Raw genomic sequence first — 24490 nt, 5'->3', positions numbered from 1 at the left:
CTCCCACCTTCGATCACGCTTGCGGCAGCGGTTCGATCCGGATCAGCAGGACTTCGCCGCCGCCATCGAGGACATGCCGGACGCGCTGTGACCCGGCTGCGATGATCGCGGTGTCCTGCGCCGCCAATGGCGGCAGGCCGGAGTCGTCGGCGAACCGCGCCTGCCCTGCGATCAGGTGCACGACCCAGGTGCTCTCCGGGTCGGCAAACAACACCATCGGCCCGACCAGCGGACGGTGCCACAGATCCGCGCGCACCCGGTCGCGGCGCCACATCAGGTTGAAGTCATGAGTGAGCCCATCGACAAGCTCACCGCTCACGCCGCGCTCGCCGGCAAACCGCATCCGATCGTGCGGTGGCAGCAGCTCCTTCACTTCGCCATCGTCGAATCGCAGGCGCAGGCCGTTGCCAGCCAGCAGGACCAGTTCGCGGTCGATTCCGGGGAACGCGGAGAACGGGGCGTCACTTTCGATCTCGGCGATCGAAAGGCGCCAGTCCCAAGGCGCGCCGGCGATGGGAGCGTGGGCGAGGATCTCGCGCGTCCACCCCATCTGGTTCCGCCAGCGCTCGCGGCGGTACTCGTTGGCCGGGATTACCCAGGACCGGCTGCTGCGTTCGGGTGCCATCACCAGTGAGGTCGCCTGTGCGGAGTCTCGTGGCCGACAGTCTAGCGGCGGTCGCTCCACGGCTGCTCTGCCGGGACAGGAGGATGTGGTTGGCGCGCGCCGGGTGGCGCAGCGGGTGACGCGAACCGGACCGACTCGCGCGGGGCGAGGCGCCACCCCGTCGCAGTCCGTTGCAGCGGAGTGGCAGTACTTCCTTGTCCAGGGATACTCCCCTGACTCCCTTCGGGCGTCCGTGCCGGTTCGCCTGCCGCCGCCGCTCGCGTCGACGGTGGCGGCAGGCGAGCTTCAGCGGCTGGCTGTCCTGGCAGGCGCGACAGGCTTGGCGACGGGCTTGGCTGCGGGCTTGCCGGCCGCAACCGGTTTCGCCAGGGCCGGCTTCGTTGCCGCCACCTTCGCCGGAGCGGCGGCGCCGGTGAAGACAATGCGGTCGAGGTTCTTCTCGACGGTCTTGAGGCCGACGCCCTTGACCAGCGCCAGTTGCTCGGCGCTGCGGAAGGGGCCGTTCGCCTTGCGGTAGGCGACGATCGCCTCTGCCTTGCCCGGCCCGATGTTGACCATGACGCGGTCGATGGTGGCGGCATCGGCGGTATTGATGTTGACCTTCTCTGCGGAAACAGCAGTGGTTGCCGTGACTGTCATCAACACCGACAGCAGCAGCGGCACGACCCTCCTGATGGTTGATTTCATGGTGTGACTCCTTGGGTTGCGATTGGATTCCGTTCCTGCCGCGTTGGCCCGTGACTGAGGACAACGCGGGCAGCCAGTCTCCGCGCGGGCAATAGCCCGGCCTATCGCCACGGCCTTCGCGACCGGCCCGGCGCACCCCGCTGCGGGCGGTGGGAAAAGGCCTACCGGCCGCGACAAATCGGCGACCGGACCCGTCCGCCCGCGGCCAAGCGGCCCCATTGCGCATCGGATCGACCGCGCAGGAGGCGTAAACTGGCGGCTTTCCCAAGTTCCTTCCCCTGCTCCGAGGCCCCCTCCATGGACACCAGCAAGGTCGACCGTTTCGTCGCCGACAAATGGGATGACGAGATCGTTCCGCAACTCGTCGAGTACATCCGCATCCCGAACAAGTCGCCTATGTTCGATGCCGACTGGGTCAAGCATGGCTACATGGAAGACGCGGTCACGCTGATGGAGCGCTGGGCCAAGGCGCAGCCGATCCCCGGCATGCAGGTCGAGGTGGTGCGCCTGGAAGGCCGCACGCCGCTGATCTTCATCGACGTGCCGGCAAGCAACGGCGGCAGCAACGACGACTGCGTGCTGCTCTACGGCCACCTCGACAAGCAGCCGGAGATGACCGGCTGGGATCCCGAATTCGGCCCGTGGACGCCGGTCATCAAGGGCGACCGGCTGTATGGCCGCGGCGGCGCCGACGACGGCTATGCGATCTTCGGCTCGCTGACCGCCGTGCTGGCCCTGCAGGAACAGCAGCTGCCGCATTCGCGCTGCGTGATCCTGATCGAGGCCTGTGAAGAATCCGGCAGCTACGACCTGCCCGCCTACGTCGATCATCTTGCCGGCCGCATCGGCAAGCCGTCGCTGGTGGTGTGTCTGGACTCGGGCTGCGGCAACTACGACCAGCTGTGGTGCACGACGTCGCTGCGCGGCCTGGCCGGCGGCAACTTCACCGTCAAGGTGCTCAGCGAAGGCGTCCACTCCGGCGATGCCTCCGGCATCGTGCCGTCGAGCTTCCGCCTGCTGCGCCAGCTGCTCTCGCGGCTGGAGGACGAGAACACCGGCAAGATCCGCATCGAGGACCTGTTCGTCGAGGTGCCGGCCGAACGCATGGCGCAGGCACGTGAGGCGGCGAAGGTGCTCGATACGGCGATCTTCGACAAGTTCCCGCTGCTGCCGGGCATGAAGCCGATGGCAGATGATCTGACCGAGCTGGTGCTCAACCGCACCTGGCGCCCGGCGCTGTCGGTCACCGGCGTCGACGGCATGCCGCCGCTGGCATCGGCCGGCAACGTGCTGCGCCCGCACACCTCGGTGAAGCTGTCGCTGCGCTTGCCGCCGACCCTGGACGGCAAGCGCGCCGGTGAAGTGCTCAAGGAGTTGCTGCTCCGCGATCCGCCCAACGGCGCCCAGGTCACCCTCGACCTGGAGAAGTCGTCGAGCGGCTGGAACGCACCGGCGCAGTCGCCGTGGCTGACCAAGGCCATCGACACATCCAGCCGCGAGTTCTTCGGCCAGCCGGCGATGTACATGGGCGAAGGCGGCTCGATCCCCTTCATGGGCATGCTCGGCGAGAAGTTCCCGGGCGCGCAGTTCATGATCACCGGCGTGCTGGGCCCGCACAGCAACGCGCACGGTCCCAACGAGTTCCTGCACATTCCGATGGGCAAGCGCGTCACTGCCTGCGTCTCGCGGGTGATCGCCGAGCATCACCTGGCCAGCCAGCGCGGCGAGACCAGCGGCGTGGCGGCGGTGGCCGGTGGGCAGGAGCGCGGCGACCACGGTTGCTGCTGAGGGCCTCGCGCCTCGCGCCTCACCCCTCCCCCTCTCCCTGGCCGCCTTTGGCGGCCTGTCCCTCCCCCGCAAGGGGGGAGGGTTTTGCTTGGCGGGAGAGGGGCCGGTGCTAGGATGCGCTCGCGTCACCAACCACTTCAGGAGGGAGCGATATGGGCAGCATCGTCTATACGATCATCATTGGTGCGGTTATTGGAGTCCTGGCGCGTTTCTTCAAACCCGGTGCGGACCCGATGGGTTGGATCCTCACCATCCTGCTCGGCATCGCCGGCGCCTACATCGGCAGCCTGCTCTATGCCGGCGGCGGCTTCATCGGCTTCATCGTCTCGATCATCTGCGCGGTAGTCCTGCTCTTCGTCTACGAGTTCATCCGCAGCAAGACCGCCAAACCGGCGGCGTGATTGCACAAGCGATGCAAAAACCCCGGCCTTGGCCGGGGTTTTTGTTTGGTCGACGGTCTGGGGGAGCAACGTCCATGGGTTCCCGCCTTCGCGGGAATGACGGCATCGGAGCGACGACGATGGGTTCCCGCCTTCGCGGGAATGACGAGCATAAGAGCAACGTCACTGGGTCCCCGCCTTCGCGGGGATGACGGTCTTCCAGCGACGGTGGGAGCCCCTCTCCCGTTTACGGGAGAGGGGTTGGGGTGAGGGCCACCGAAGACCATGCAACGAAATGCCGAAGCGTCGTCCGCCGGGTCGGGGATTGCGCAGCAGTGGGCCATGGATGGCTCACGCCCCGCATTCGGACAGGATGTCCGACTAAGGGGCGGAGCAATCCCCGGCCCGGCGGACGACGCCGTTCCGCAGACGCAAGCCCAACACGCAACAGCAAGAGCAACAGCAGGTCCCTCACTGCGTTCAGGACGACACGCTGTCAGACTTCAAGCTGCCAACTGTCACGCCCCGCTTACTCCAGCAGAAAGTCGATGACCCGTTGCGCCAGGTGCTCTGCAGTGTCGTTGACCGTATCGAGCTGCAGCTCGGCCGCCTCCGGGACCTCATACGGCGAGTCGATGCCGGTGAAGTTGCGCAGCTGGCCGGCGCGCGCCTTGGCATACAGACCCTTGACGTCGCGCTCTTCGGCCACCGCCAGCGGCGTATCGATGAAGACTTCGACGAACTCGCCGGGAGCGAACAATTCTCGCGCCATGCGCCGTTCTGCGCGGAAAGGCGAGATGAAGCTGACCAGCACGATCAGACCGGCATCGGCCATCAGCTTGGCCACCTCCGCGACGCGGCGGATGTTCTCGACGCGGTCCTCGTCGGTGAAGCCCAGGTCCTTGTTGAGGCCGTGGCGGACGTTGTCGCCGTCGAGGATGAAGGTGTGGTAGCCCAACGCGTGCAGGCGCTTGTCGACCAGGTTGGCGATGGTCGACTTGCCCGAACCCGACAGACCGGTGAACCACAGCACGCGCGGCTTCTGGCCCTTGATGCGGGCACGCGCGGTCTTGTCGACGTCCAGATGCTGCCAGTGGATGTTGCCGGCACGCCGCAGGGCAAACTCGAGCGTGCCGGCAGCAACGGTGGCGTTGCTCTGGCGATCGATCAGGATGAAACCGCCCAGCGTGCGGCTGTCGGCATACGCCTCGAACGGCACCGGCTGGTCGAGGTAGAGGTTGCAGTAGCCGACTTCGTTGAGCTCCAGGTGCTTGGCGGCGAGCGGCTCCTGGGTGTTCACGTCGATCTTGTGCTTGATCTCGGTAACGCTGGCGCTGACCGTGCGCGTGCCGATCTTCAGCCAGTACGGCCGGCCCGGCAGCAGCGCGTGGTCGCCCATCCACAGCATGTGCGCCGCGAACTGGTCGGACACCTGCGGCGGCTTGTGCGCATCGGCGATGACATCGCCGCGGCTGATGTCCAGTTCGTCGCGCAGCGTCAGCGTCACTGCCTGGCCTTCGCCGGCCAGGTCGAGGTCGCCGCCGGCGGTGACGATCCGCGCGACCTTCGAACGCCGGCCCGAAGGCAGCACCACGATGTCGTCGCCCGGCTTCACCGCACCTGCGGCAACGGTACCGGCAAAGCCGCGGAAATCCTGGTCGGGACGGTTGACCCACTGCACCGGCAGGCGGAAGCCGATGTCGGAAGCACCGCGGGTCGCGTCGACGTTTTCCAGGTACTCGAGCACGCTGGGACCGTCGTACCACGGCGTGTTCGCCGAACGCTGCATCAGGTTGTCGCCCTGCAACGCCGACAGCGGCACGGCCTGCACGTGGGCGATGCCAAGCTGATCGGCAAGCGCGCGATAGCCGGCGACGATCTCGTCGAACACGGCGAAGTCGAAGCCGACCAGGTCCATCTTGTTCACCGCCAGCAGCACATGGCGGATGCCCAGCAGCGAGGCGATATAGCTGTGCCGGCGGGTCTGCGCGAGCAGGCCCTTGCGCGCATCCACCAGGACCACGGCGACATCCGCCGTGGAGGCGCCGGTGGCCATGTTGCGGGTGTACTGCTCATGGCCCGGGCAATCGGCGACGATGAACTTGCGCTTGTCGGTGCTGAAAAAGCGGTAGGCCACGTCGATCGTGATGCCCTGCTCGCGCTCGGCCGACAGGCCATCGAGCAGCAGCGCATAGTCGACCTCGCCGTTGCGGGTGCCGTGGCGACGGCTGTCGGATTCCAGCGCCGACAGCTGGTCGTCGAACAGCGCGCGGCTTTCATACAGCAGTCGCCCGATCAGGGTGCTCTTGCCATCGTCGACGCTGCCGCAGGTGATGAAGCGCAGCAGACCCTTGGTTTCGTGGCGTTGCAGGTAGGCGGCAACTTCGGAGGCGGCGGCTTCTGAGACAGTGCCCATCAGAAATACCCCTCCTGCTTCTTCTTCTCCATCGACGCGGTCGGATCGTGATCGATCACCCGGCCCTGGCGTTCGGAGGTCGTGGCCACCAGCATCTCGGCAATGATCTTCTCCAGCGTGTCGGCCTGCGATTCGATTGCGCCGGTCAGCGGGTAACAGCCCAGGGTGCGGAAGCGCACCTGGCGCAGCTGCGCGGCCTCGCCTTCGCGCAAGGGCAGGCGCTCGTCATCGACGAGGATCCAGGCACCGTCGCGCTCGACCACCGGCCGCTGCGCGGCGAAGTACAGGGATGGCACCGGGATCCGCTCGCGATAGATGTAGAGCCAGATGTCGAGTTCGGTCCAGTTCGACAGCGGGAACACGCGCACCGACTCGCCCTTGTGGATGCGGGTGTTGTACAGGCTCCAAAGCTCCGGACGCTGGCTCTTCGGGTCCCAGCGGTGCTGGTCGTTGCGGAACGAGAAGATGCGTTCCTTGGCGCGCGATTTTTCTTCGTCGCGACGGGCGCCACCGATGGCGGCGTCGAAGCCGTGCAGGTCGAGCGCCTGCTTCAGCGCCTGGGTCTTCATCACGTCGGTGTGCACGGTGGCGCCGTGGCTGATCGGGCCGATGCCCTGCGCCACGCCGTCGGGATTGGTATGCACCCGCAACTCGACGCCGGTTTCGCCGGCACGGCGGTCGCGGAAGGCGATCATCTCGCGGAACTTCCAGCCGGTGTCGACGTGCAGCAGCGGGATCGGCGGCTTGCGCGCCGGCGCGAAGGCCTTCAGCAGCAGGTGCAGCAGCACCGAGCTGTCCTTGCCGATCGAGTACAGCAGCACCGGGTTGCGGAACTCGGCCGCGACCTCGCGCAGGATGTGGATGCTCTCGGCTTCGAGGCGATCGAGATGGCTCAGGTCGACAGGCAGGGTCATCGTCAGCAGGTTGGTGGCGGGCGTCAGGGCCGGGAGCTACCGGCTATCGACGGTCGCGGCTATCTGACCACATTGTAGGAGCGGCGTACGCCTGCCCCGGAAATAAGCCCCCGGCATGAGCGCATTACCCAACGTCCTTTCATATGGGCGACGGCGGGGCCTAGCCTGCATGGGTCCCCGCCGCCCAGTCACGTGCCGATGTCGGCTTCACCGATCAATCCGCTTGCCGGCACCTCCCTCGGCCCTCCCCTGCCCGAGGATCGGCTGGCGGCGCTTGCGCACGTCACCGACGGTCTCGATGCGAACGGCCTGTGGTGGCTGTCGGGCTACGCCGCCGGTCTGGCCAGTCGCTCCGCCGGGACGGCGGCCGCGGTTGCCGTACCGGTCGCGGAAACCCAGGCGGCGGGGCGACTGAGCATCGTCTACGGCAGCCAGACCGGCAACGCCAAGCGCCTGGCCGAGCAGCTGGCCCGCCAGTCCGAGGCCACCGGCCTGGCCGTCCGCCTGCTGCGCGCCGACAACTACCCGACCCGCGAACTGAAGGACGAGCGCAACCTCTACCTGGTCATCAGCACCCAGGGCGACGGCGATCCGCCGGACGATGCCCGTGCGCTGGTGGAATTCATCGCCGGCAAGCGCGCGCCGCAGCTCAAGCAGCTGCGCTTTGCCGTGCTCGCCCTCGGCGACTCCAGCTACCCGCAGTTCTGCGCGATCGGGCAGAAACTCGACGAGCGCCTGGCCGAACTCGGCGCAACCCGGCTGCTGCCCCGCGGCGATGCGGATCTCGACATCGAGACGATCGCCACCCCGTGGCTGGCGCAGGCGCTGGCCAAGGCCAAGGAAGCCTTGAAGCCCACCGCGCCGCTGGCGACGGTGACGCCCTTGCGACCGCTGCCAACAACCCCGACGCATGGCCGCGACGCGCCGTTCGCGGCCGAGCTGCTGCTCAACCAGCGCCTGGTCACGCGCGCCAGCAGCGTGGGTCGTCCCGGCCCGGACAAGGACGTGCGCCACATCGAGCTGTCGCTGGAAGGCTCGGGCCTGCACTACGAGCCCGGCGATGCGCTCGGACTGTGGCCGTCGAACCCGCCTGCACTGGTCGATGCGGTGCTGTCGACGCTGCAGCTCGACGGCAACGAAGAGGTCAGCGCCGGCGGGCAGCAGCTGCCGCTGCGGACATGGCTGGCCGACAAGCGCGAGCTGACGCAGCTGGCGCGCCCGTTTGTCGCCACTCTTGCCGCGCAGGCGCGCAGTGACGAGCTCAATGGCCTGCTGGCGCCGGGCCAGCAGGCGCAGCTGACCCGCCTGCTCGGCGAGCAGCAGGTGATCGATCTGCTGACGCAGTACCGCGCCGACTGGAGCGGCGAGGAACTGGTTGCGGCGCTGCGGCCGCTGACGCCGCGCCTGTACTCGATCGCTTCCAGCCAGAAGCAGGTCGGCGACGAGGTCCACCTCACCGTCGCCCACGTCGAATACGACAACGGCCAGGGCACGCGCTGGGGCGCGGCCTCGCACCACCTGGCCGCCAGCGCCGAGGGTGCACGGCTGCCGGTGTTCATCGAGCACAACGAACGCTTCCACCTGCCGGCGGACGCATCGCGCGACGTGATCATGATCGGTCCCGGCACCGGCGTCGCGCCGTTCCGCGGCTTCCTGCAGGAACGCGCGGCGATCGGCGCGCCCGGTCGCAACTGGCTGCTGTTCGGCAATCCGCATTTCCGCACCGACTTCCTCTACCAGGTCGAGTGGCAGCAGGCGCTCAATGACGGCCGCCTGCACCGGCTCGACCTGGCCTTCTCGCGCGACCAGGACCGCAAGGTCTACGTCCAGGACCGCCTGCGCGAGCACGGCCGCGAACTGTTCGCCTGGCTCGAGGCCGGCGCGCACCTCTACGTCTGCGGCGATGCCACGCGCATGGCCCGCGACGTGCACGCGGCGCTGCTCGAAGCCATCGCCGAACACGGTGGCAAGTCCGCCGACGACGCCAACGACTACCTCAATGACCTGCAGCAGCAGGGACGCTACGCGCGAGACGTGTACTGAGAAGGCGTGAACTGAGAAGGCATGAACTGATGAGCAACCACTCGGTCGAGGACATCAAGCACGAAAGCGCCCGCCTGCGCGGGACGCTGCTGGCGTCCCTCGCCAATCCGGTCACCGGCGCGCTCGCCGACGACGACCAGACCCTGATCAAGTACCACGGCAGCTACCAGCAGGACGACCGCGACATCCGCGAGGAGCGCCGCGTCGCCAAGCTCGAGCCGGCCTACAGCTTCATGATCCGCACGCGCACGCCCGGTGGCGTGGTGACGCCGGCGCAGTGGCTTGGGCTGGACACGATCGCCACACGCTTTGCCGAACGCGGTCTGCGCATCACCACGCGCCAGGCGTTCCAGTTCCACGGCGTGATCAAGACCGAGCTGAAGCCGACCATGCAGGCGATCAACGCCGCGCTGATCGACACCCTCGCCGCCTGCGGCGACGTCAACCGCAACGTCGCAGTCGCTGCCAATCCGCTGCTGTCGCGAGCGCACGCCGCAGTGCATGCGCAGGCGGCGGCGTTGTCCGAGCACCTGCTGCCGAACACCCGCGCCTACTACGAGATCTGGCTGGACGAGGAACGCGTGGCCGGCAGCGGCAGCGAGGACGAGCCGGTCTACGGCCCGACCTACCTGCCGCGCAAGTTCAAGATCGGCTTCGCGATCCCGCCCTACAACGACGTCGACGTGTTCGCCCAGGACCTGGGCTTCATCGCCATCCTCGACGATGACGGCGCCCTCGCCGGTTACAACGTCAGCGTCGGCGGCGGCATGGGTGCGACCCACGGCGATCCGGAGACCTATCCGCGGCTGGGCGACGTGATCGGCTTCGTCACGCCCGACCAGGTCATCGCCATGGGCGAGGCCGTGGTCACCGCGCAGCGCGATCACGGCAATCGCAACGTGCGCAAGCGCGCGCGCCTGAAGTACACCATCGACGACCATGGCCTGGACTGGTTCAAGGCCGAGGTCGAACGGCGCGCCGGCTTCAGCCTGCTGCCGGCACGCGCGTTCTCGTTCGTGCACAACGGCGACCGCTTCGGCTGGATCGAAGGCGACGAGGGCCTTGCGCACCTGACGCTGCGAACGGTGGCCGGCCGCATCTGGGACCACGAAGGCGTCACCCACCTCAGTGGCCTGCGCGCGATTGCACACGTGCTGGACGAGGCGGCCAACGCAGCGGAGTTCCGCCTGACGCCGAACCAGAACCTGGTGATTGCCGGAGTTCCGGCCGGACTGCGCGCGCGCATCGACGCGCTGGCGACGCAGTACGGACTGGACGGTTATCGCACCGCCAGCCCGTTGCAGCGAAATGCCCTGGCCTGCGTCGCGCTGCCGACCTGCGGCCTCGCGATGGCCGAGGCCGAGCGCTACCTGCCCGAGCTGACCGGGAAGGTGCAGGCGCTGCTGGATGGCCACGGCCTGCACGACGCGCCAATCCACCTGCGCATCAGCGGTTGCCCCAACGGATGCTCGCGTCCGTACCTGGGCGAGATCGCCCTGGTCGGCAAGGCACCGGGCCGCTACAACCTGATGCTCGGCGCCGACCACCGCGGCCAGCGCCTCAACACCCTGTACCGCGAGAACATCGCCGAGGCGCAGATCCTCGCCGAGCTCGATCCCCTTTTTGCGCGCTATGCCGGCGAGCGACACACCGATGAAGGCTTCGGTGATTTCCTCGTCCGCACGGCCGTGATTGCACCACCCAGGCCCCCGATTCCGTTGCACCTGCGTAGTGAGAACGCTGCATGAGCACGCCTCCCGATCCCATCACCGCCGCCGAATCGCCGCAGGCGCTGGCGGAACTCAACCATTGGCTGGGCCAACGCAGCGCACCCGAGCGCGTCGCGTGGGCGCTGGAGAACACGGCCGGCACGCACGCGCTGTCGTCGAGCTTCGGCGCGCAGGCGGCGGTGTCGCTGCACCTGGCCACGCAGCAGCAACCGGACATGCCGGTGATCCTGATCGACACCGGCTACCTGTTTCCGGAAACCTACCGTTTCGTCGACCAGCTCAGCGAGCGCCTTGGCCTGAACCTCAAGGTCTATCGCCCGCAGATCGGCATTGCCTGGATGGAGGCGCGGCTGGGCAAGCTGTGGGAGGGCGGTCTGGACGGCATCGAACGCTACAACCGCATGCGCAAGGTCGAGCCGATGCAGCGCGCCCTCAACGAACTGGGCGTGCGCACCTGGATCGCCGGTCTGCGCCGCAGCCAGGCGCGCACGCGCGCCAACATCGACTTCCTCGAACTGCGCGACGGACGCTGGAAGCTGCATCCGATCGCCGACTGGAGCGACCGCGAAGTCTGGCAGTACCTGCAGGAGCACGACCTGCCCTACCACCCGCTCTGGCACCAGGGTTACGTGTCGATCGGCGACATCCACACCACGCGACCGCTGGAGGCCGGGATGAACGAGGAAGACACGCGTTTTTTCGGCCTGAAGCGTGAGTGCGGGCTGCATTTCGACAGCGAGCCGAATGCGGCTTGAGCTGTGCCCGCGAGGCGGAATTGCCCTCCATCACGTCTTTCCCGCGAAGGTGGAATGCCACTCCATCACGTCATTCCCGCGAAGGCGGGAACCCAGGGACGTTGCTTTCTTGCCGTCTTACAGCAACAGCCACGTCAAAATGGGTCCCGGCGTTCGCCAGGACGACGGTGACAGGGCTGATGGGGTGTGGGCCTGGGTCCCGGCGTTCGCCGGGACGACGGTGATCGACAATCAGGTCGTGATCGGCTGGCTCAGCTCGCGCCACGCCGGCGCATCGGGCCAGCTCGGTTCCAGATTGCCTTCCAGCACGCGCCGGAGGTCGCGACGGTCCAGTTGCGGCGCAATGCCATGCATCAGCGCCAATGCGTACTCGCGCAGTACCCGCGCCCGTGGAATGACGGCCCAGGTGATGCACTCGGGCAATGCGTCCGGCGCCGGCAATGCCTTCAGGTCGGTGTCGCGCACGCCCACCGCCATCTCCGCCAGCACGCCGACGCCCAGACCGGCACGCACGTAGGTCTTGATCAGGTCGGCGTCGCGCGCCGTCATCGCCAGCTGCGGCTCCAGGCCCGCGGCGGCGAAGGTGCGATGCAGCGAGGATTCGGGCTTCGTCGATGATTCGTAACTGATCAACGGATGCGCGGCCAGCTCTGCCAGCGTCGGCGCGCGCTCGAGCCTGGCCAGCGGATGCGTCAACGGCACCAGCACGACGCGACGCCAGCGGAACAGCGGCACTGCGACGCCGCCCTCGGGTTCGCTGCCTGCGGTGCTGATCACGGCCAGGTCGGCTTCGCCGCGTGCAAGCTGCTCCAGCACTTCGCCATCGGCCGCCGCCTGCAGGTGCACGCTGACCTGCGGAAACTCGCGCTTGACCGCTGCAATCACTTCGGGCAGCACGAAGCGGGCCTGGGTGTGCGTGGTGGCCAGGACCAGGCGGCCACTGTGCTGGCCACGCTCGTTGGCAGCGTAGGCGCGGATGTTGCTGGCCTCCTCGAGGATGCGGCGGGCGTGCATCAGCACGCGCTCGCCGGCCGGAGCGATCGCTTCCAGGCTGCGGCCCTTGCGTGTGAACAGCTGGAAGCCGAGCTCGTCCTCCAGTTGCTTGAGCTGCTTGGACAGGCCCGGCTGGGTCGCATGCACGCGCTCGGCGGCCAGGGTGATGTTGAGCCCGGAGTCGGCAATGGCAACGAGGTAGCGGAGCTGGGTGAGGGTCATGGCGGAGCGATTGTATATCGCTCAATACGAATAGAGGGATGGAAGAAACTACCCCGGCGCGGACCCGCTGTCCAGCACCGCGGCCATCATTCCGAAATGACATACCGCCAGAGGGCGGCGTCATTTCCGCCGGTGCGGGGGCGTGGGTAGGTTCACGGTATCGCCGCTCCATCCCGCATTCGACCTCATGGCCAGTCCACTGTTTCCCGTATTTGCCGACCTGCGCGGCCGTGATGTGCTGGTCGTCGGCGGGGGTACGGTGGCCCAGCGCAAGGCGGAGGCCCTGCTCGATGCCGGTGGCCGGGTCCGGCTCGGCGCACCTGCCTTGAACGACGCCCTGGCCCGCCACGTCGCCGAAGGCCGGATCGAGCACCTTCCCGGCCCCTTCCAGGCACACTGGCTCGATGGCGCCTGGCTGGCCATCGCCGCGACCGATGACGACGCGGTCAACCGCGTCGTCGCCGAGGCCGGCCATGCCAGGCGCATCTGGGTGAACGTGGTCGACGATGCCGACGCCTCCAGCGTGCAGATCCCGGCGCGGATCGAACGAGGCCCGTTGCAGGTGGCGATTTCCAGCGGCGGCGGCGCGCCGATGCTGGCCCGCCACCTGCGCGAGAAGCTGGAATCGGAGCTCGACGAATCCGTCGGTGCGTTGGCCGAACTGCTCGGCCGCGAGCGCTCACGCATTCGCGCGCGCTTTCCCCAACTGGGCCAGCGCCGACGATTCTTCGAGCGCCTGCTGGCCGGCCCGCTGCCGGGCTTGCTGCGGCAACGCCGGAAGTTGGCCGCCGAACGCGAATTCAGCGCGGCATTGGGCGAGGGCCATGAAGCCGGTTCACGCGGATCGGTCGCCTTGGTGGGCGCAGGCCCTGGCGATCCGGGCCTGCTGACGCTACGTGCCCTGCGCGTGCTCAACGAGGCCGACGTGATCCTGCACGACCGCCTGGTCAGCAAGGACGTCCTGCAACTGGTCCGCCGCGATGCGCAGCGGATCGAAGTGGGCAAGCAGGCCGGCAACCATCACACCACCCAGCAGCAGATCCACGCGCTGATGCTGGAGCACGCGCGCGCCGGCAAGCGCGTGGTGCGGCTCAAGGGCGGCGACCCGTTCGTGTTCGGGCGCGGCGGCGAGGAACTGGAAGTGCTGCGCGCCGACGGCATCGATTTCGAAGTCGTGCCCGGGATCACCGCGGCGCTGGCGTGCGCGGCCTATGCCGGTGTGCCGCTGACCCATCGCGAGCATGCGCAGTCGGTGCGACTGGTCACCGCGCACTGCAAGGACTCGCTCGATACGCTCGACTGGCAATCGCTCGCACTGGAGCGCCAGACGCTGGCGGTCTACATGGGCGTGGCAGGCCTGGATGGCCTGCGTGACCGCCTGATCGCGCACGGCCGCGCGCCGTCGACCCCGTTCGCACTGATCGAGAACGGCTCGCGGCCGGAGCAGCGCGTCGTGGTGGGCACGCTGGCCAACCTGGCCGAGCGGGCCCAGCAGTACCAGGTGCAGTCGCCGGCACTGCTGATCATCGGCGAAGTCGCTGCGCTGGCGGGAAAGCTGCACTGGTTCGGGCAAGCGCCGCTCGGCGACACGGCGCTGGCGTTGGCGGCCTGATCCCTGCGCGCCGCCATCCCCTCTGATTTCACAGGAGCAAACCCATGGCCCTCTACGACAGCATCCTCGACACCATCGGCAGCACGCCGATCGTCCGCCTCCACCGCATCGCGCCGGCACACGTCACGCTCTACGCCAAGGTCGAATCGTTCAATCCCGGCGGTTCGGTGAAAGACCGCCTCGCCCTCGCAATCGTGCTCGATGCCGAGCGCAAGGGCCTGCTCAAACCCGGGCAGACGATAGTGGAAGCGACCTCGGGCAATACCGGCATCGCCCTGGCGCTGGTGGCGGCGGCGCGCGGGTATCCGTTCGTGGCGGTGATGACCGAAACGTTCTCGGTGGAACGACGCAAGCTGATGCGCGCCTACGGCGCCAAGGTCATCCTCACGCCTGCGGCCGAACGCGGCAGCGGCATGGTGCGGCGCGCGGCCGAGCTGGCGCAGAAGCATGGCTGGTTCCTCGCCCGTCAATTCGAGAACGAAGCCAACCCGGCCTACCACCGCAGCACCACTGGCCCGGAGATCCTGCGCGACTTCGCCGGCAAGCGCCTGGACTACTTCGTCAGTGGCTGGGGCACGGGCGGCACGATCACCGGCGCGGGCGAAGTGCTCAAGCTCGCGCGCCCGGACCTGAAGGTCATCGCCAGCGAACCGGCGGGCGCTGCTTTGCTGTCGGGCAACACATGGCAGCCGCACAAGATCCAGGGCTGGACGCCGGACTTCCTTCCGCAGGTGCTCAGTCGCACCATCGCCGACGAGGTGCTGCCGGTCGACGACGTGCTGGCGCGCGACACCGCACGGCGCCTGGCTGCGGAGGAAGGTGTGTTCGTGGGCATTTCCGCTGGTGCGACCGTCGCGGCGGCGCTGAAGGTGGCCGAGCGGGCGCCGGAAGGATCGGTGTTGCTGGCAGTGCTGCCCGATACCGGCGAGCGCTATCTGTCGACGTTCCTGTTCGAGGGCGTGGCCGAGGGCTCGGATGACGAGTGGCTGGACTCGCTGGAAGGCAAGGAGGCTGTTGCGGCCTGAGGCGCTCCCGCCGCCGTCGCCCTCACCCCAACCCCTCTCCCGCAAGCGGGAGAGGGGTTTTGTAATTCCCTTCTCCCGCTGGCGGGAGAAGGTGGGCCCGCAGGGCCGGATGAGGGCCGCTCCTGCTCCTGCATTCCCCAGCGCGCAGCGCCCCGCTACGCTGTGCGCATGCGGCAGTCGCCGCGTGGAGAATGCATGACCGCAGCACCCGTCTCATCCAACGGGCTCCCGCCCGATCGCGAGTCCGCGCGCCTGGACTGGGCACGCGCCGCGAGTGGCGATCCCGAGCTGTTGCTGCAACGCGCCTCGGTCGACGCCGGATTCCGCAGCTATTGGCGCGCCAGCACCGCCGCCGGCACGCGCATCGTCATGGATTCGCCGCCGGACCTCGAAGACGTCCGCCCGTGGCTTCGCATGCGCAACCTGCTCGAAGGCGGCGGCGTGCGTGTACCGAAGGTGCTGGTCGAAGACGTCGAGGCCGGCTTCCTGCTGATGGAAGACCTCGGCGGCCCAACCCTGGCCAAGGTCATCGACGACGACAGCGCCGATGCGCACTTCGCCGCGGCCATCTCGCAGTTGCTGAAGCTGCAGGCGATCGCGCCACCGCCGGGCATGGGCGAGTTCGGCGAGGCGCTGCTGCAGCGCGATGCCGGCTTGTTCGAAGAGTGGTTCCTGCGCCGCCACCTGGGCATCGAGTTCGACTGCGGCGAAGCCGAACGCCTGCAACTCGTGCAGCGCAGGCTGATGGACAACGCCTTGTCGCAGGCACGCGTGCTGACCCATCGCGACTTCATGCCGCGCAACCTGATGCCGGTGGCGGACGGCCCTGCGGTGCTTGATTTCCAGGATTGCGTCAGCGGCCCAGTCGCCTATGACGCCGTCAGCCTGTTCAAGGATGCGTTCCTGAGCTGGCCCCTGGCGCGCGTAGACGAATGGCTGGCGCAGTACCACGCACGGGCGCTCGCCGCCGGCGTGCCGGTGCCGCCGCTGGCACAGTTCCGCCGCGATGCCGACTGGCTCGGCATCCAGCGCCATCTCAAGATCCTGGGCATCTTCGCCCGCCTGCACCACCGCGATGGCAAGTCGCACTACATCGACGACGCCCCGCGCTTCATTGCCTATCTCGACGAAGTGTTGCCGCGCTATCCGGAGTTGTCGCCGCTTCGCGACCTGCTCGATTCGCGCATTCGCCCGGCGATGGCGGGAGGCGGCGCATGAAGGCATTGATATTCGCCGCCGGTCTGGGCGAACGCATGCGGCCGCTGACCAACCACACGCCCAAGCCGCTGCTGGTCGCCGGGGGCAAGCCACTGATCGTCTGGCATCTGGAGAAGCTCGCCGCTATGGGAGCACGCGACGTCGTGATCAATACCAGCTGGCTGGCGGATCAGTTCCCGCAGGCGCTTGGCGATGGAAGTCGCTGGGGTTTGCGCCTGCACTACTCCTACGAAGGCACCACGCCGCTGGAGACCGGCGGCGGCATGCTGCATGCGCTGCCATTGCTGGGCGACGGCCCGTTCCTGCTGGTCAACGGCGACATCTGGACCGATTTCGACTTCGCCCGCCTGCCGCGCGAACCGGCAGGGCTCGCCCATCTGGTGATGGTCGACCGTCCCGGCCATGCCACCAACGGCGACTTTGCGCTGGACGATAGCGGCCATGTCCGCACCGATGGTTCCAACCTGCTGACGTATGCGGGCCTGGGAATCTATCGGCCTGCATTGCTGGCGAATTGGCGTGAGGCTGTTGCAGCGGAACCCGGTGTCGGCGAGCAGCCGCCGCGATTTCGACTCGCACCGATCCTGAAAGCGCTGATGCCGGATGGATTGATCAGTGGCGAACATCACCGCAGCCGCTGGACCGATGTCGGGACGCCGGAGCGGTTGGCCAGCCTGGATGCGGAATTGAGCGCCTAGGCCGCATGGGGCAACGATGGACAAGCCGAATGTCGTCCCGAGCGCAGCGAGGGACCTGTTGTCTCGCCGCGGAAAACAGATCCCTCGCTGCGCTCGGGATGACAAAGCAGGACCTGATCAGCGTTGACTCAGCTTCCCAGCGTCTGCCGCAAAAACGGCACCGTGATCCGCCGCTGCGCCGCCAGTGATGCGCGATCGAGGCGGTCGAGCAACGCGGTCAAACCACCCAGGTCGCGACCGACCCGCTTGAGCAGCCAGTCCAGCGCCGCTTCTTCCAGCACCAGCCCGCGCCGCTGCGCACGCTGACGCAGTACCTCGCGCCGGCCTTCATCATCCAGCGGCGCCAGCGTGATCCGCGTGCACTGACCCAGGCGCGAGCGCAGGTCGGGCAGGCCCAACCCGATCGCATCGGGAATGTCGCGTGCGGCATAGACCAGTGCCACGCCGGCAGCGCGCGCACGGTTGTGCGCATCGAACAGGGCGACCTCATCCTCGCGGTTGCCGGCGATGACCTCCAGGCCGTCGATCGCGATCAGATCGTTGCCTTCCAGCGCTTCCAGCGCGTCGCGCAGGCGGCCGGCCGCGGCCAGCAACGGCAGGTAGGCGGCACGACGTCCGGCCGCTTCGGTCGCCGCGCACGTCGCCAGCAACAGATGGGTCTTGCCGACCCCCGACGGGCCGGCGAGGTAGACGTTGTCGGTGCGCGCGGCGGCCGCGCCCGTCGCCAGCGCATGCAACTGCTCCACGGTCCCGGCGGGCGCGTGGACAAACGTGTCGAGTCGCTGGTCGGGCGGATAGCGCAACGCCAGCGGCAACTGCGGGACGCTCACTGCGGGCCTCTCACAACCGGATCTTTCACAGCCGGATCTCTCACTCACTCCTGCCTGTCGTCCAGCGATGGCGCCAGGTGCGGATCGGCCAATGGGTCCAGCGCGCTTTCACCGACATACAGCCGGCTGTGCCGGTAGCGCTCCTGCGCGTAACGCAGCAACACGTTGACCACCGCGGCCACCGGCAACGCCAGCAGCATGCCGAGGAAACCGAACAGCTGGCCGCCGGCGAGCACGGCGAAGATCACCGCGACCGGGTGCAGTCCGATGCGGTCGCCGACGAGTTTTGGCGTCAGCACGTAGCTCTCGATCACCTGGCCGATGCCGAACACGACCAGCACGCCGGCCACGTGCTGCCAGTCGCCGTACTGCACCAGCGCCGCGATCACGCCGAGGATGATGCCGCTGGCCGGGCCCAGGTACGGCACGAAGGTCAGCAGGCCGGCGATCAGGCCGATCAGGATGCCCAGGTCCAGGCCGACCGCCCACAGGCCCAGGCCGTACATCACGCCCAGCACCAGCATCACCAGGAACTGGCCGCGCAGGAATGCGCCGAGCACGTCGCTCGACTCGCGCGCCAGCCGCCCGACCGTGGGCAGGTGGTTGCGCGGAATCAGCGATGCCACCCGATCGACCAGCAGGTCCCAGTCGCGCAGGAAGAAGAACGCGATCACCGGCAGCAGCGCAACGTTGGCGACCATGGCCAGCACCGCCGAACCCGAGCGCGACAGGTAACCCAGCATCGTCGTTGCGACACCACCGGCCTGGTCCCAGTTCTCGCGGACCAGCTGCGCGAAGTGGGTGAAGTCGAGCGAGTCGGTGATCTCGAAACCGCTGCGGCGTTCGATCCACGGCAGTGCCGTCATCATCAGCCACTCGCGATACTTCGGCAGCGACGAAACCAGCGTGGTGATCTGGCGTTCGAGCAATGGCAACAGGATCAGCAGCCCGGCCAGCACGAGCAGCGCCATCATCGTGAACACCAGCGCGACGGCGGTGTTGCGCGAGCGACCGGCACGCTCGATCCGGTCGACCAGCGGATCGCCCAGCCAGGCCAGGATCAAGGCGAAGGCGAACGGCGACAGGATCGGCGCCAGCAACCACACCAGCCAGCACACGCCCAGGCCGAGCGCAGTCCATTGCAGCCGGCGCAGGAACAGCGCGATCTCGTCCAGTGATTGCGTTTGCATGGCGTCCCCTGTCCTTTAACGCAGCCGGTAGACCGGCGGCTGTCCTTCGAGGCCTTCCATCACCTCGATCACGTCGTCGCGCACCAGCATGCGGTTGAAGCCCGGCAGGCCGCTGACCAGCTCCAGGTCGTATTCCAGGCCCAGCGGTGTCGCCCGCGTCGGTGTCAGGCGGCGCACCACCGACAGCTTCTGCAGGTAGCCGGCGAGGCGGATGAAGTCGTCGCTGCTGTCGATACCGGTGAAGGTCACGCGGTAGTTGCCCGGCTGGCCGGAGACCACGCTCTTGGCATAGCGCTTCATCAGCGCATCGGCGGCGCCGTCGGCGCCGTTGGCCATCAGCTGGCGTGGATCGGTGCCGGTCTGCGACCAGTTCGACAGCACCTTGCCGCCATCGACGAAGGTCCAGTCGGCCTTCCAGCCGGCGGTGGCGTCGCGGTACAGCTTGCCGATCAGCTGCATCGGCGGGCTGTAGCGGGCCGAGGCGCGCGCGACCGCGGCGCTGTCGCCGCGCCAGATCGCGCCCACGGCGGCCTGTTCGGCGGCATTGCCGGTCGGCAGGCCGAGCTTGTAACCGCGCTCGGTGGCGCGGTTCAGGGCCGGCCGGGCCGCGTTCACCTGCGGCAGGCCGACCAGGCGCGGGCCGCTGCCGTCGTCGATCGCCAGCCACAGCACCGGCTTGGGCCGCGGTTGCGGCCAGACCGGGATGCCGAGGGTGGCAGCAAGCTCGTTGACCGCCTCCTCGTCGTATCGGACCACCAGGGTAGTGCGGAAGCTCGGCGCGCCGGTCGGGCCCAGGCCCTCGTCCTGACGGTAGTCGTAGCTCTCGACGTAGGTCTTGGCCTGGCGCAGTTCCTGGCCGACACCGGGCCGCGAGGCCGCGCCGCGATCGCCGGAAAGCTTGCCCAGCACCGACGCCAGCCCACGGGCAAAGGCGGAATTGCGCTCGCCCTCGCCCTGGCCGTTGACCTGCACTTCAGTGGCATAGATGCCTTCGGCGCGGGCCCGATCGCCTTCCACGCGCTGCGCGGCGGCGCCGAAGCTGGTCAGCATCAAGGCCAGCAGCAGCGTGGCTGCCAGGCCCAGGACCCTGGAGGGGACATTCGTATGGATCGTCATGCGGCCCAGCATGCCTGTTGCGCCGCTTGCAGAGCGTGTTTCCGTGCCAATTACCCGAACCATCGCTATCCCTGGTGGTGCGTATTGAGCGGAAATGGTGCCGCAGTGGCGTCTTGACGTCCATTCGAAGGCGTCACGACTGGTAAAATCGCCGCTTCATATCCCGCGACCGCCGAGGCCGCCCGTGTCCAGCATTCCCCCCAGCCCCACCACGATCACCTACCGCGATGCCGGCGTCGACATCGACGCGGGCAACGAGGTCGTCGAACGCATCAAGCCGCTGGTCAAGCGCAGCTTCCGTCCCGAAGTGATGGGTGGCCTGGGTGGCTTCGGCGCCCTGTTCGACCTGTCGGGCAAGTACAAGGAGCCGGTGCTGGTCTCGGGCACCGACGGCGTCGGCACCAAGCTCAAGCTGGCCCAACAGCTGAACCGGCACGACACGATCGGCATCGACCTGGTCGGCATGTGCGTCAACGACGTGCTGGTGCAGGGCGCCGAACCGCTGTTCTTCCTCGATTACTTCGCCACCGGCAAGCTCGACGTCGACACCACCGTGGCCGTGGTCGGCGGCATCGCCAAGGGCTGCGAGATGTCGGGCTGTGCGCTGATCGGCGGCGAAACGGCCGAGATGCCCGACATGTACCCGCCGGGCGAATACGACCTGGCCGGCTTCTGCGTCGCCGCGGTCGAGAAGTCCAAGCTGCTCGACGGCGCCAAGGTGCGCCAGGGCGACGTGCTGCTCGGCATCGCCTCCAGCGGCCCGCACTCCAACGGCTACTCGCTGGTGCGCAGGATCTACGACCGCGCCGGCCGCCCGGCCGACCTCGACCTGGGCGGGGTCAAGCTGATCGATGCGCTGATGGCGCCGACCGCGCTGTACGTCAAGCCGATCCTGGAACTGCTCGGCAAGCACGACCTGCATGCAATGGCGCACATCACCGGCGGCGGTCTGACCGAGAACATCATCCGCGTGATCCCCGATGGCCTGGGCCTGCAGATCGAGGCCTCCAGCATCGTCCTGCCGCCGGTGTTCGAGTGGTTGCAGCGCGAAGGCGCGGTGCCCAACGACGACATGTGGCGCACCTTCAACTGTGGCGTCGGCTTCGTGCTGGTGGTCGCCCCGGGCGATGTCGCCGCGGTCAGCGCCGACCTCGACCGTCTGGGCCTGAGCCATCGCCCGATCGGCGAAGTGGTCAAGGCCGGCGACGGCGAGCGCGTGCACATCGGCTGATCGCCGACCCAGCTCCCGAAACCAGGCCCCGAAACCATGCAGCGCGACAAGCAGATCGCACTCGGCCTGACCGTGGCCGTGTTCCTGGCGACCTGGATCGCACCGCTGTGGCCTGTGGAACAGGCGCTCCACAGCAGCCTGACCGTGGTCGGCCTGTTCTGGTTGTGGCGCCATGACCAGCGCTGGCCGATGCGGACGATCGATTTCGCGCTGGTTTGCGGCTTCATCACAGTGCACTGCGTGGCCGCGCGCTGGCTCTATTCCAACCTGCCGTACGACGAATGGGTGCGCGCACTGACCGGCTGGTCGCCACAACAGGCGTTCGGTTGGCAACGCAATCATGCCGACCGCCTCATCCATCTGCTGTTTGGCGTGTGCTTCGCACCGGCCCTGCGCGAGCATGTGCAGCAGCGCTGGCCGCGCTTGTCGCCGCGCCAGGCCTTCGCGCTGGCACTGATGCTGATCATGTGCGCGAGCTTGGTCTATGAATGGCTGGAATGGGGTATCGCCCTGACCATGTCGCCCGAAGCCGCCGAAGCGTACAACGGCCAGCAGGGCGACCTGTGGGACGCCCACGCCGACATGCTGCTGGCGACGCTGGGCGCCCTGGTGGCATGGCCACGTCGCGCCGAGACAGCCTACGCCGCCTCGGCGGAGGTCGCTTGATGTCCACTCGCATCGCGGTGCTGGCCTCGGGCCGCGGCAGCAACCTGCAGGCCATTGTCGATGCGATCTCGACCGGGGAACTGTCGGCCGAGATCGTCGGCGTGTTCTCCGACAAACCGGCGGCGGCGGCGCTGCAACGGGTCGCCCCGGCGCTTCGCTGGAGCGCCGACGCCAGAACCTTCGCGACCCGGGAAGCCTTCGACGCCGACCTCGCCGACGCCGTCGCCGCTTGCCAGCCGGACTGGGTGGTCTGCGCCGGCTACATGCGCATCCTCGGCGACGGCTTCGTCAGCCGCTTCCGCGGCCGCCTGCTCAACATCCACCCCTCGCTGCTGCCCAGCTACCCGGGCCTGCGCACGCATGCGCGCGCGCTGGCAGACGGCCAGCGCGAGCATGGCGCCAGCGTCCACTTCGTCATCCCCGAACTCGATGCCGGCGCGGTGATCGCGCAGGCGGTGGTGCCGGTACACGCCGATGACGATGCCGACGCCCTGGCCACCCGGGTGCTGGCGGTCGAGCATCCGCTGCTGCTGGCGGTACTGCGCCTGGCCGCTGCCGGCCGACTTGCTGAACACGGGACAACCATCACCCTCGACGGTCATGCGCTGTTTACCGCACTGCGCTTAGATTCCGCCGGTGTTTTGCACGTTCCCGACGACCCGGCATCCGTGGCAGTCTGAGAATCCGGTCCGTCCTCCCCCGAAGGTTTGATGAAGCCACTCCTGCGCGCCTTGACCCTGTTGCTGTGCACTACGGTTTCCGCTCCCGCGCTGGCACTGGAATCGTTCGTTGCCGACTACCAGGTCTTCAACGCCGGCAAGGCGTTGGGAGAGGCGACGATGCAGGTCGTGCCGGACGCCGGACGCTGGCGGATCGATCTCAACATGCGCGGCACCCGCGGCCTGATGGGCCTGGCAGGGGTCAACGCGCAGCAGAGCACGGTGTTCGACACGGTCGGCGATACCTATCGCCCGCTCAGCCAGAGCACGGTGCGCAAGGCCCTGTTCGTCGGCAAGCAGATCACCGGCAGCTACGACTGGGGCAACCACTCCGCGCGCTGGACCGGTGACGTGAAGAAGACCCGGCAGGCGCCCGTGCCGCTGCGCGATGGCGACATGAGTGGCCTGCTGATCAACCTGGCCATCATCCGCGACGCACAGCCCGGACGCACGCTCGACTACCGCTTCGTCGACAACGGCCGCGCCCGCGACCACCGCTATGCGGTCGCCAACGACCTGGAGAGCGTCTCCGTCGATGGCATGAGCTTCAATGCGATGCGCGTCGCACGCGTGCAGGGCAACGAGGAAACCGTGGTGTGGGTCGTCGATGGCGTCCCCACGCCGGTGCGCATCCTGCAGCGTGAGAACGGCGAAGACACCTTCGACCTGCGCCTGGTCGACTACAGAGGAGCCCAGTGATGGCCGCCAAGCTGACCACCACCCTGACCCGCCCGCGCTTTCAGGGTTCCCGCCTTCATGGCTCCCGCCTTCGTGGCTTGTTCGCCGCCGCGCTGCTGGCAATGGCCAGCACACCCGCGCTGGCGATCAAGCCCTTCACCGCCGACTACCAGGCCAGCTACATGGGCGTGATCGGCACCGGCCGCATGACCCTCGCGGCCGACGGCGCCAACCGCTGGACGTACAGCCTGGCGGTCAGCGCGCCGCTCGCCGACGTGCGCCAGACCACCGTGTTCGAGGAAAACGGCGGGCAATGGCGCCCGCTGTCGGGCACCGACAGCAGCAAGGTCCTGGGCAAGGGCAAGACCAAGAACGCCACCTACGACTGGAGTCGCGGAGTCGCCAGCTGGACCGGCGACGTCAAGCCCGAGCGTGCCGGCCCGATCAAGCTGCAGAGCGGCGACCTCGATGCCTTGCTGATCAACCTGGCGGTCGTGCGCGACCTGGCCGCGGGCAAGCCGATGAGCTACCGCATGGTCGAGGATGGCCGCGTGCGCCAGCTCGACTACACCGTCGCCGGCAAGGAGCAGATCACCGTCGACGGCAAGCCGGTGCAGGCGACCAAGGTCATGGCCAGCCACGGCGAGAAGCAGACCATCGCCTGGATCGTCGACAACATGCCGGTGCCGGCGCGGATCCTGCAGCGCGACAAGGGCCAGGACGCGATCGACCTGCGCGTGCAGTCGGTGCGCTGACAGCGCCGCACTGCGAGCAACGTCACTGGGTCCCCGCCTTCGCGGGGATGACGTTCAAAGGGCACGTCCATGGGTTCCCGCCTTCGCGGGAATGACGGGCATTGGATCAACGTCACTGGGTCCCCGCCTTCGCGGGAATGACGGGCATTGGATCAACGTCACTGGGTCCCCGCCTTCGCGGGAATGACGGGCATTGGAT

At 68.0% G+C, this 24490-nt stretch carries 22 protein-coding genes; 14 read left to right on the top strand and 8 right to left on the bottom strand.

Translation table 11 applies throughout. From position 1 onward, the window contains the following. Positions 1 to 13 precede the first annotated feature (13 nt). On the bottom strand, positions 14 to 625 hold the full coding sequence (locus tag AC3A3X_RS14265; protein WP_487583728.1) for a HutD/Ves family protein: 612 nt from the start codon (positions 623 to 625) through the stop codon (positions 14 to 16). Positions 626 to 910: 285 nt separating this feature from the next. Beyond that, on the bottom strand, positions 911 to 1312 hold the full coding sequence (locus tag AC3A3X_RS14260; protein ID WP_487583682.1) for a ComEA family DNA-binding protein: 402 nt from the start codon (positions 1310 to 1312) through the stop codon (positions 911 to 913). 297 nt (positions 1313 to 1609) lie between these two features. Between AC3A3X_RS14260 and AC3A3X_RS14255 the strand changes: the two genes are divergently transcribed. Both AC3A3X_RS14255 and AC3A3X_RS14250 read left to right on the top strand, forming a co-directional pair. After that, positions 1610 to 3100 carry a M20 family metallopeptidase gene (locus AC3A3X_RS14255; protein ID WP_487583681.1) on the top strand — a complete coding sequence of 497 codons (1491 nt, stop codon included), beginning with the start codon at positions 1610 to 1612 and terminating at the stop codon, positions 3098 to 3100. A 152-nt stretch (positions 3101 to 3252) separates the two neighbouring features. Continuing rightward, positions 3253 to 3501, top strand: coding sequence for a GlsB/YeaQ/YmgE family stress response membrane protein (locus tag AC3A3X_RS14250; protein ID WP_487583680.1), 249 nt, complete (start codon positions 3253 to 3255; stop codon positions 3499 to 3501). 508 nt (positions 3502 to 4009) lie between these two features. On the opposite strand, the gene cysN is transcribed toward AC3A3X_RS14250, so the two are convergent. Both cysN and cysD read right to left on the bottom strand, forming a co-directional pair. Continuing rightward, on the bottom strand, positions 4010 to 5896 hold the full coding sequence (cysN, locus tag AC3A3X_RS14245; protein WP_487583679.1) for a sulfate adenylyltransferase subunit CysN: 1887 nt from the start codon (positions 5894 to 5896) through the stop codon (positions 4010 to 4012). Then, entirely contained in the window at positions 5896 to 6810 is a 915-nt protein-coding gene (gene cysD, locus AC3A3X_RS14240) for a sulfate adenylyltransferase subunit CysD (protein ID WP_487583678.1), read from the bottom strand. Before cysD ends, cysN begins: the two co-directional genes overlap by 1 nt. A 198-nt stretch (positions 6811 to 7008) precedes the next feature. Between cysD and AC3A3X_RS14235 the strand changes: the two genes are divergently transcribed. The 3 genes from AC3A3X_RS14235 to AC3A3X_RS14225 are packed head-to-tail and all read left to right on the top strand — an operon-like array spanning position 7009 to position 11338. Continuing rightward, positions 7009 to 8853: an assimilatory sulfite reductase (NADPH) flavoprotein subunit gene (locus AC3A3X_RS14235; protein WP_487583677.1), complete on the top strand. Its 1845-nt coding sequence runs from the start codon at positions 7009 to 7011 to the stop codon at positions 8851 to 8853. Positions 8854 to 8882: 29 nt separating this feature from the next. Next, a complete protein-coding gene (gene cysI, locus AC3A3X_RS14230; RefSeq protein ID WP_487583676.1) occupies positions 8883 to 10601 on the top strand; it encodes an assimilatory sulfite reductase (NADPH) hemoprotein subunit in 1719 nt (572 codons plus the stop codon). Beyond that, a complete protein-coding gene (locus AC3A3X_RS14225) occupies positions 10598 to 11338 on the top strand; it encodes a phosphoadenylyl-sulfate reductase (protein ID WP_487583675.1) in 741 nt (246 codons plus the stop codon). The genes cysI and AC3A3X_RS14225 overlap by 4 nt, the downstream gene beginning before the upstream one ends. 231 nt (positions 11339 to 11569) lie before the next feature. Here the strand turns inward: AC3A3X_RS14225 and AC3A3X_RS14220 are convergent, their stop codons facing one another. Next, positions 11570 to 12553 carry a LysR family transcriptional regulator gene (locus AC3A3X_RS14220; RefSeq protein ID WP_487583674.1) on the bottom strand — a complete coding sequence of 328 codons (984 nt, stop codon included), beginning with the start codon at positions 12551 to 12553 and terminating at the stop codon, positions 11570 to 11572. A 187-nt stretch (positions 12554 to 12740) separates the two neighbouring features. On the opposite strand from AC3A3X_RS14220, the gene cysG reads away from it, so the two are divergent. From cysG to murU, 4 genes are all read left to right on the top strand, one after another. Next, positions 12741 to 14165, top strand: coding sequence for a siroheme synthase CysG (cysG, locus tag AC3A3X_RS14215; RefSeq protein WP_487583673.1), 1425 nt, complete (start codon positions 12741 to 12743; stop codon positions 14163 to 14165). Between the two features lie 44 nt (positions 14166 to 14209). Then, on the top strand, positions 14210 to 15190 hold the full coding sequence (gene cysK / locus AC3A3X_RS14210) for a cysteine synthase A (RefSeq protein WP_487583672.1): 981 nt from the start codon (positions 14210 to 14212) through the stop codon (positions 15188 to 15190). Positions 15191 to 15385: 195 nt separating this feature from the next. Continuing rightward, on the top strand, positions 15386 to 16408 hold the full coding sequence (locus AC3A3X_RS14205) for an aminoglycoside phosphotransferase family protein (protein WP_487583671.1): 1023 nt from the start codon (positions 15386 to 15388) through the stop codon (positions 16406 to 16408). Next, positions 16405 to 17106: an N-acetylmuramate alpha-1-phosphate uridylyltransferase MurU gene (gene murU / locus AC3A3X_RS14200; protein WP_487583670.1), complete on the top strand. Its 702-nt coding sequence runs from the start codon at positions 16405 to 16407 to the stop codon at positions 17104 to 17106. Before AC3A3X_RS14205 ends, murU begins: the two co-directional genes overlap by 4 nt. Before the next feature lie 128 nt (positions 17107 to 17234). Here the strand turns inward: murU and hda are convergent, their stop codons facing one another. Genes hda through AC3A3X_RS14185 form a run of 3 tightly spaced genes read right to left on the bottom strand, consistent with a single transcriptional unit; the run spans position 17235 to position 20242 of the window. Beyond that, positions 17235 to 17936 carry a DnaA regulatory inactivator Hda gene (gene hda, locus AC3A3X_RS14195; protein ID WP_487583669.1) on the bottom strand — a complete coding sequence of 234 codons (702 nt, stop codon included), beginning with the start codon at positions 17934 to 17936 and terminating at the stop codon, positions 17235 to 17237. 44 nt (positions 17937 to 17980) lie between these two features. Next, positions 17981 to 19126 carry an AI-2E family transporter gene (locus AC3A3X_RS14190; protein WP_487583668.1) on the bottom strand — a complete coding sequence of 382 codons (1146 nt, stop codon included), beginning with the start codon at positions 19124 to 19126 and terminating at the stop codon, positions 17981 to 17983. Between the two features lie 15 nt (positions 19127 to 19141). Then, positions 19142 to 20242 carry a DUF2066 domain-containing protein gene (locus AC3A3X_RS14185; protein WP_487583667.1) on the bottom strand — a complete coding sequence of 367 codons (1101 nt, stop codon included), beginning with the start codon at positions 20240 to 20242 and terminating at the stop codon, positions 19142 to 19144. A gap of 94 nt (positions 20243 to 20336) precedes the next feature. Between AC3A3X_RS14185 and purM the strand changes: the two genes are divergently transcribed. The 5 genes from purM (at position 20337) to AC3A3X_RS14160 (ending at position 24291) form a co-directional block, all read left to right on the top strand. Continuing rightward, on the top strand, positions 20337 to 21473 hold the full coding sequence (purM, locus tag AC3A3X_RS14180; RefSeq protein ID WP_487583666.1) for a phosphoribosylformylglycinamidine cyclo-ligase: 1137 nt from the start codon (positions 20337 to 20339) through the stop codon (positions 21471 to 21473). A gap of 36 nt (positions 21474 to 21509) precedes the next feature. Then, positions 21510 to 22139 carry a DUF2238 domain-containing protein gene (locus AC3A3X_RS14175; protein ID WP_487583665.1) on the top strand — a complete coding sequence of 210 codons (630 nt, stop codon included), beginning with the start codon at positions 21510 to 21512 and terminating at the stop codon, positions 22137 to 22139. After that, complete coding sequence (gene purN / locus AC3A3X_RS14170) at positions 22139 to 22819, top strand: phosphoribosylglycinamide formyltransferase (protein WP_487583664.1); 681 nt, start codon at positions 22139 to 22141, stop codon at positions 22817 to 22819. The genes AC3A3X_RS14175 and purN overlap by 1 nt, the downstream gene beginning before the upstream one ends. Positions 22820 to 22849: 30 nt before the next feature. Continuing rightward, positions 22850 to 23557 (top strand): DUF3108 domain-containing protein, encoded by a 708-nt coding sequence (locus tag AC3A3X_RS14165; protein ID WP_487583663.1) that lies wholly within the window; start codon positions 22850 to 22852, stop codon positions 23555 to 23557. A 101-nt stretch (positions 23558 to 23658) separates the two neighbouring features. Then, positions 23659 to 24291, top strand: coding sequence for a DUF3108 domain-containing protein (locus AC3A3X_RS14160; RefSeq protein WP_487583727.1), 633 nt, complete (start codon positions 23659 to 23661; stop codon positions 24289 to 24291). Positions 24292 to 24490: the final 199 nt, after the last annotated feature.

This window comes from Lysobacter sp. Soil_N_23 (genome assembly GCF_057656135.1).
This window is presented reverse-complemented; position numbering and strand designations above follow the sequence as displayed.

Bases quoted from the DNA above. Each gene is read 5' to 3' on its own strand.
- AC3A3X_RS14265 (WP_487583728.1), bottom strand. From the start codon at position 625: ATGGCACCCGAACGCAGCAGCCGGTCCTGGGTAATCCCGGCCAACGAG.
- AC3A3X_RS14260 (WP_487583682.1), bottom strand. From the start codon at position 1,312: ATGAAATCAACCATCAGGAGGGTCGTGCCGCTGCTGCTGTCGGTGTTG.
- AC3A3X_RS14255 (WP_487583681.1), top strand. From the start codon at position 1,610: ATGGACACCAGCAAGGTCGACCGTTTCGTCGCCGACAAATGGGATGAC.
- AC3A3X_RS14250 (WP_487583680.1), top strand. From the start codon at position 3,253: ATGGGCAGCATCGTCTATACGATCATCATTGGTGCGGTTATTGGAGTC.
- cysN (WP_487583679.1), bottom strand. From the start codon at position 5,896: ATGGGCACTGTCTCAGAAGCCGCCGCCTCCGAAGTTGCCGCCTACCTG.
- cysD (WP_487583678.1), bottom strand. From the start codon at position 6,810: ATGACCCTGCCTGTCGACCTGAGCCATCTCGATCGCCTCGAAGCCGAG.
- AC3A3X_RS14235 (WP_487583677.1), top strand. From the start codon at position 7,009: ATGTCGGCTTCACCGATCAATCCGCTTGCCGGCACCTCCCTCGGCCCT.
- cysI (WP_487583676.1), top strand. From the start codon at position 8,883: ATGAGCAACCACTCGGTCGAGGACATCAAGCACGAAAGCGCCCGCCTG.
- AC3A3X_RS14225 (WP_487583675.1), top strand. From the start codon at position 10,598: ATGAGCACGCCTCCCGATCCCATCACCGCCGCCGAATCGCCGCAGGCG.
- AC3A3X_RS14220 (WP_487583674.1), bottom strand. From the start codon at position 12,553: ATGACCCTCACCCAGCTCCGCTACCTCGTTGCCATTGCCGACTCCGGG.
- cysG (WP_487583673.1), top strand. From the start codon at position 12,741: ATGGCCAGTCCACTGTTTCCCGTATTTGCCGACCTGCGCGGCCGTGAT.
- cysK (WP_487583672.1), top strand. From the start codon at position 14,210: ATGGCCCTCTACGACAGCATCCTCGACACCATCGGCAGCACGCCGATC.
- AC3A3X_RS14205 (WP_487583671.1), top strand. From the start codon at position 15,386: ATGACCGCAGCACCCGTCTCATCCAACGGGCTCCCGCCCGATCGCGAG.
- murU (WP_487583670.1), top strand. From the start codon at position 16,405: ATGAAGGCATTGATATTCGCCGCCGGTCTGGGCGAACGCATGCGGCCG.
- AC3A3X_RS14190 (WP_487583668.1), bottom strand. From the start codon at position 19,126: ATGCAAACGCAATCACTGGACGAGATCGCGCTGTTCCTGCGCCGGCTG.
- AC3A3X_RS14185 (WP_487583667.1), bottom strand. From the start codon at position 20,242: ATGACGATCCATACGAATGTCCCCTCCAGGGTCCTGGGCCTGGCAGCC.
- purM (WP_487583666.1), top strand. From the start codon at position 20,337: ATGGTGCCGCAGTGGCGTCTTGACGTCCATTCGAAGGCGTCACGACTG.
- AC3A3X_RS14175 (WP_487583665.1), top strand. From the start codon at position 21,510: ATGCAGCGCGACAAGCAGATCGCACTCGGCCTGACCGTGGCCGTGTTC.
- purN (WP_487583664.1), top strand. From the start codon at position 22,139: ATGTCCACTCGCATCGCGGTGCTGGCCTCGGGCCGCGGCAGCAACCTG.
- AC3A3X_RS14165 (WP_487583663.1), top strand. From the start codon at position 22,850: ATGAAGCCACTCCTGCGCGCCTTGACCCTGTTGCTGTGCACTACGGTT.
- AC3A3X_RS14160 (WP_487583727.1), top strand. From the start codon at position 23,659: ATGGCCAGCACACCCGCGCTGGCGATCAAGCCCTTCACCGCCGACTAC.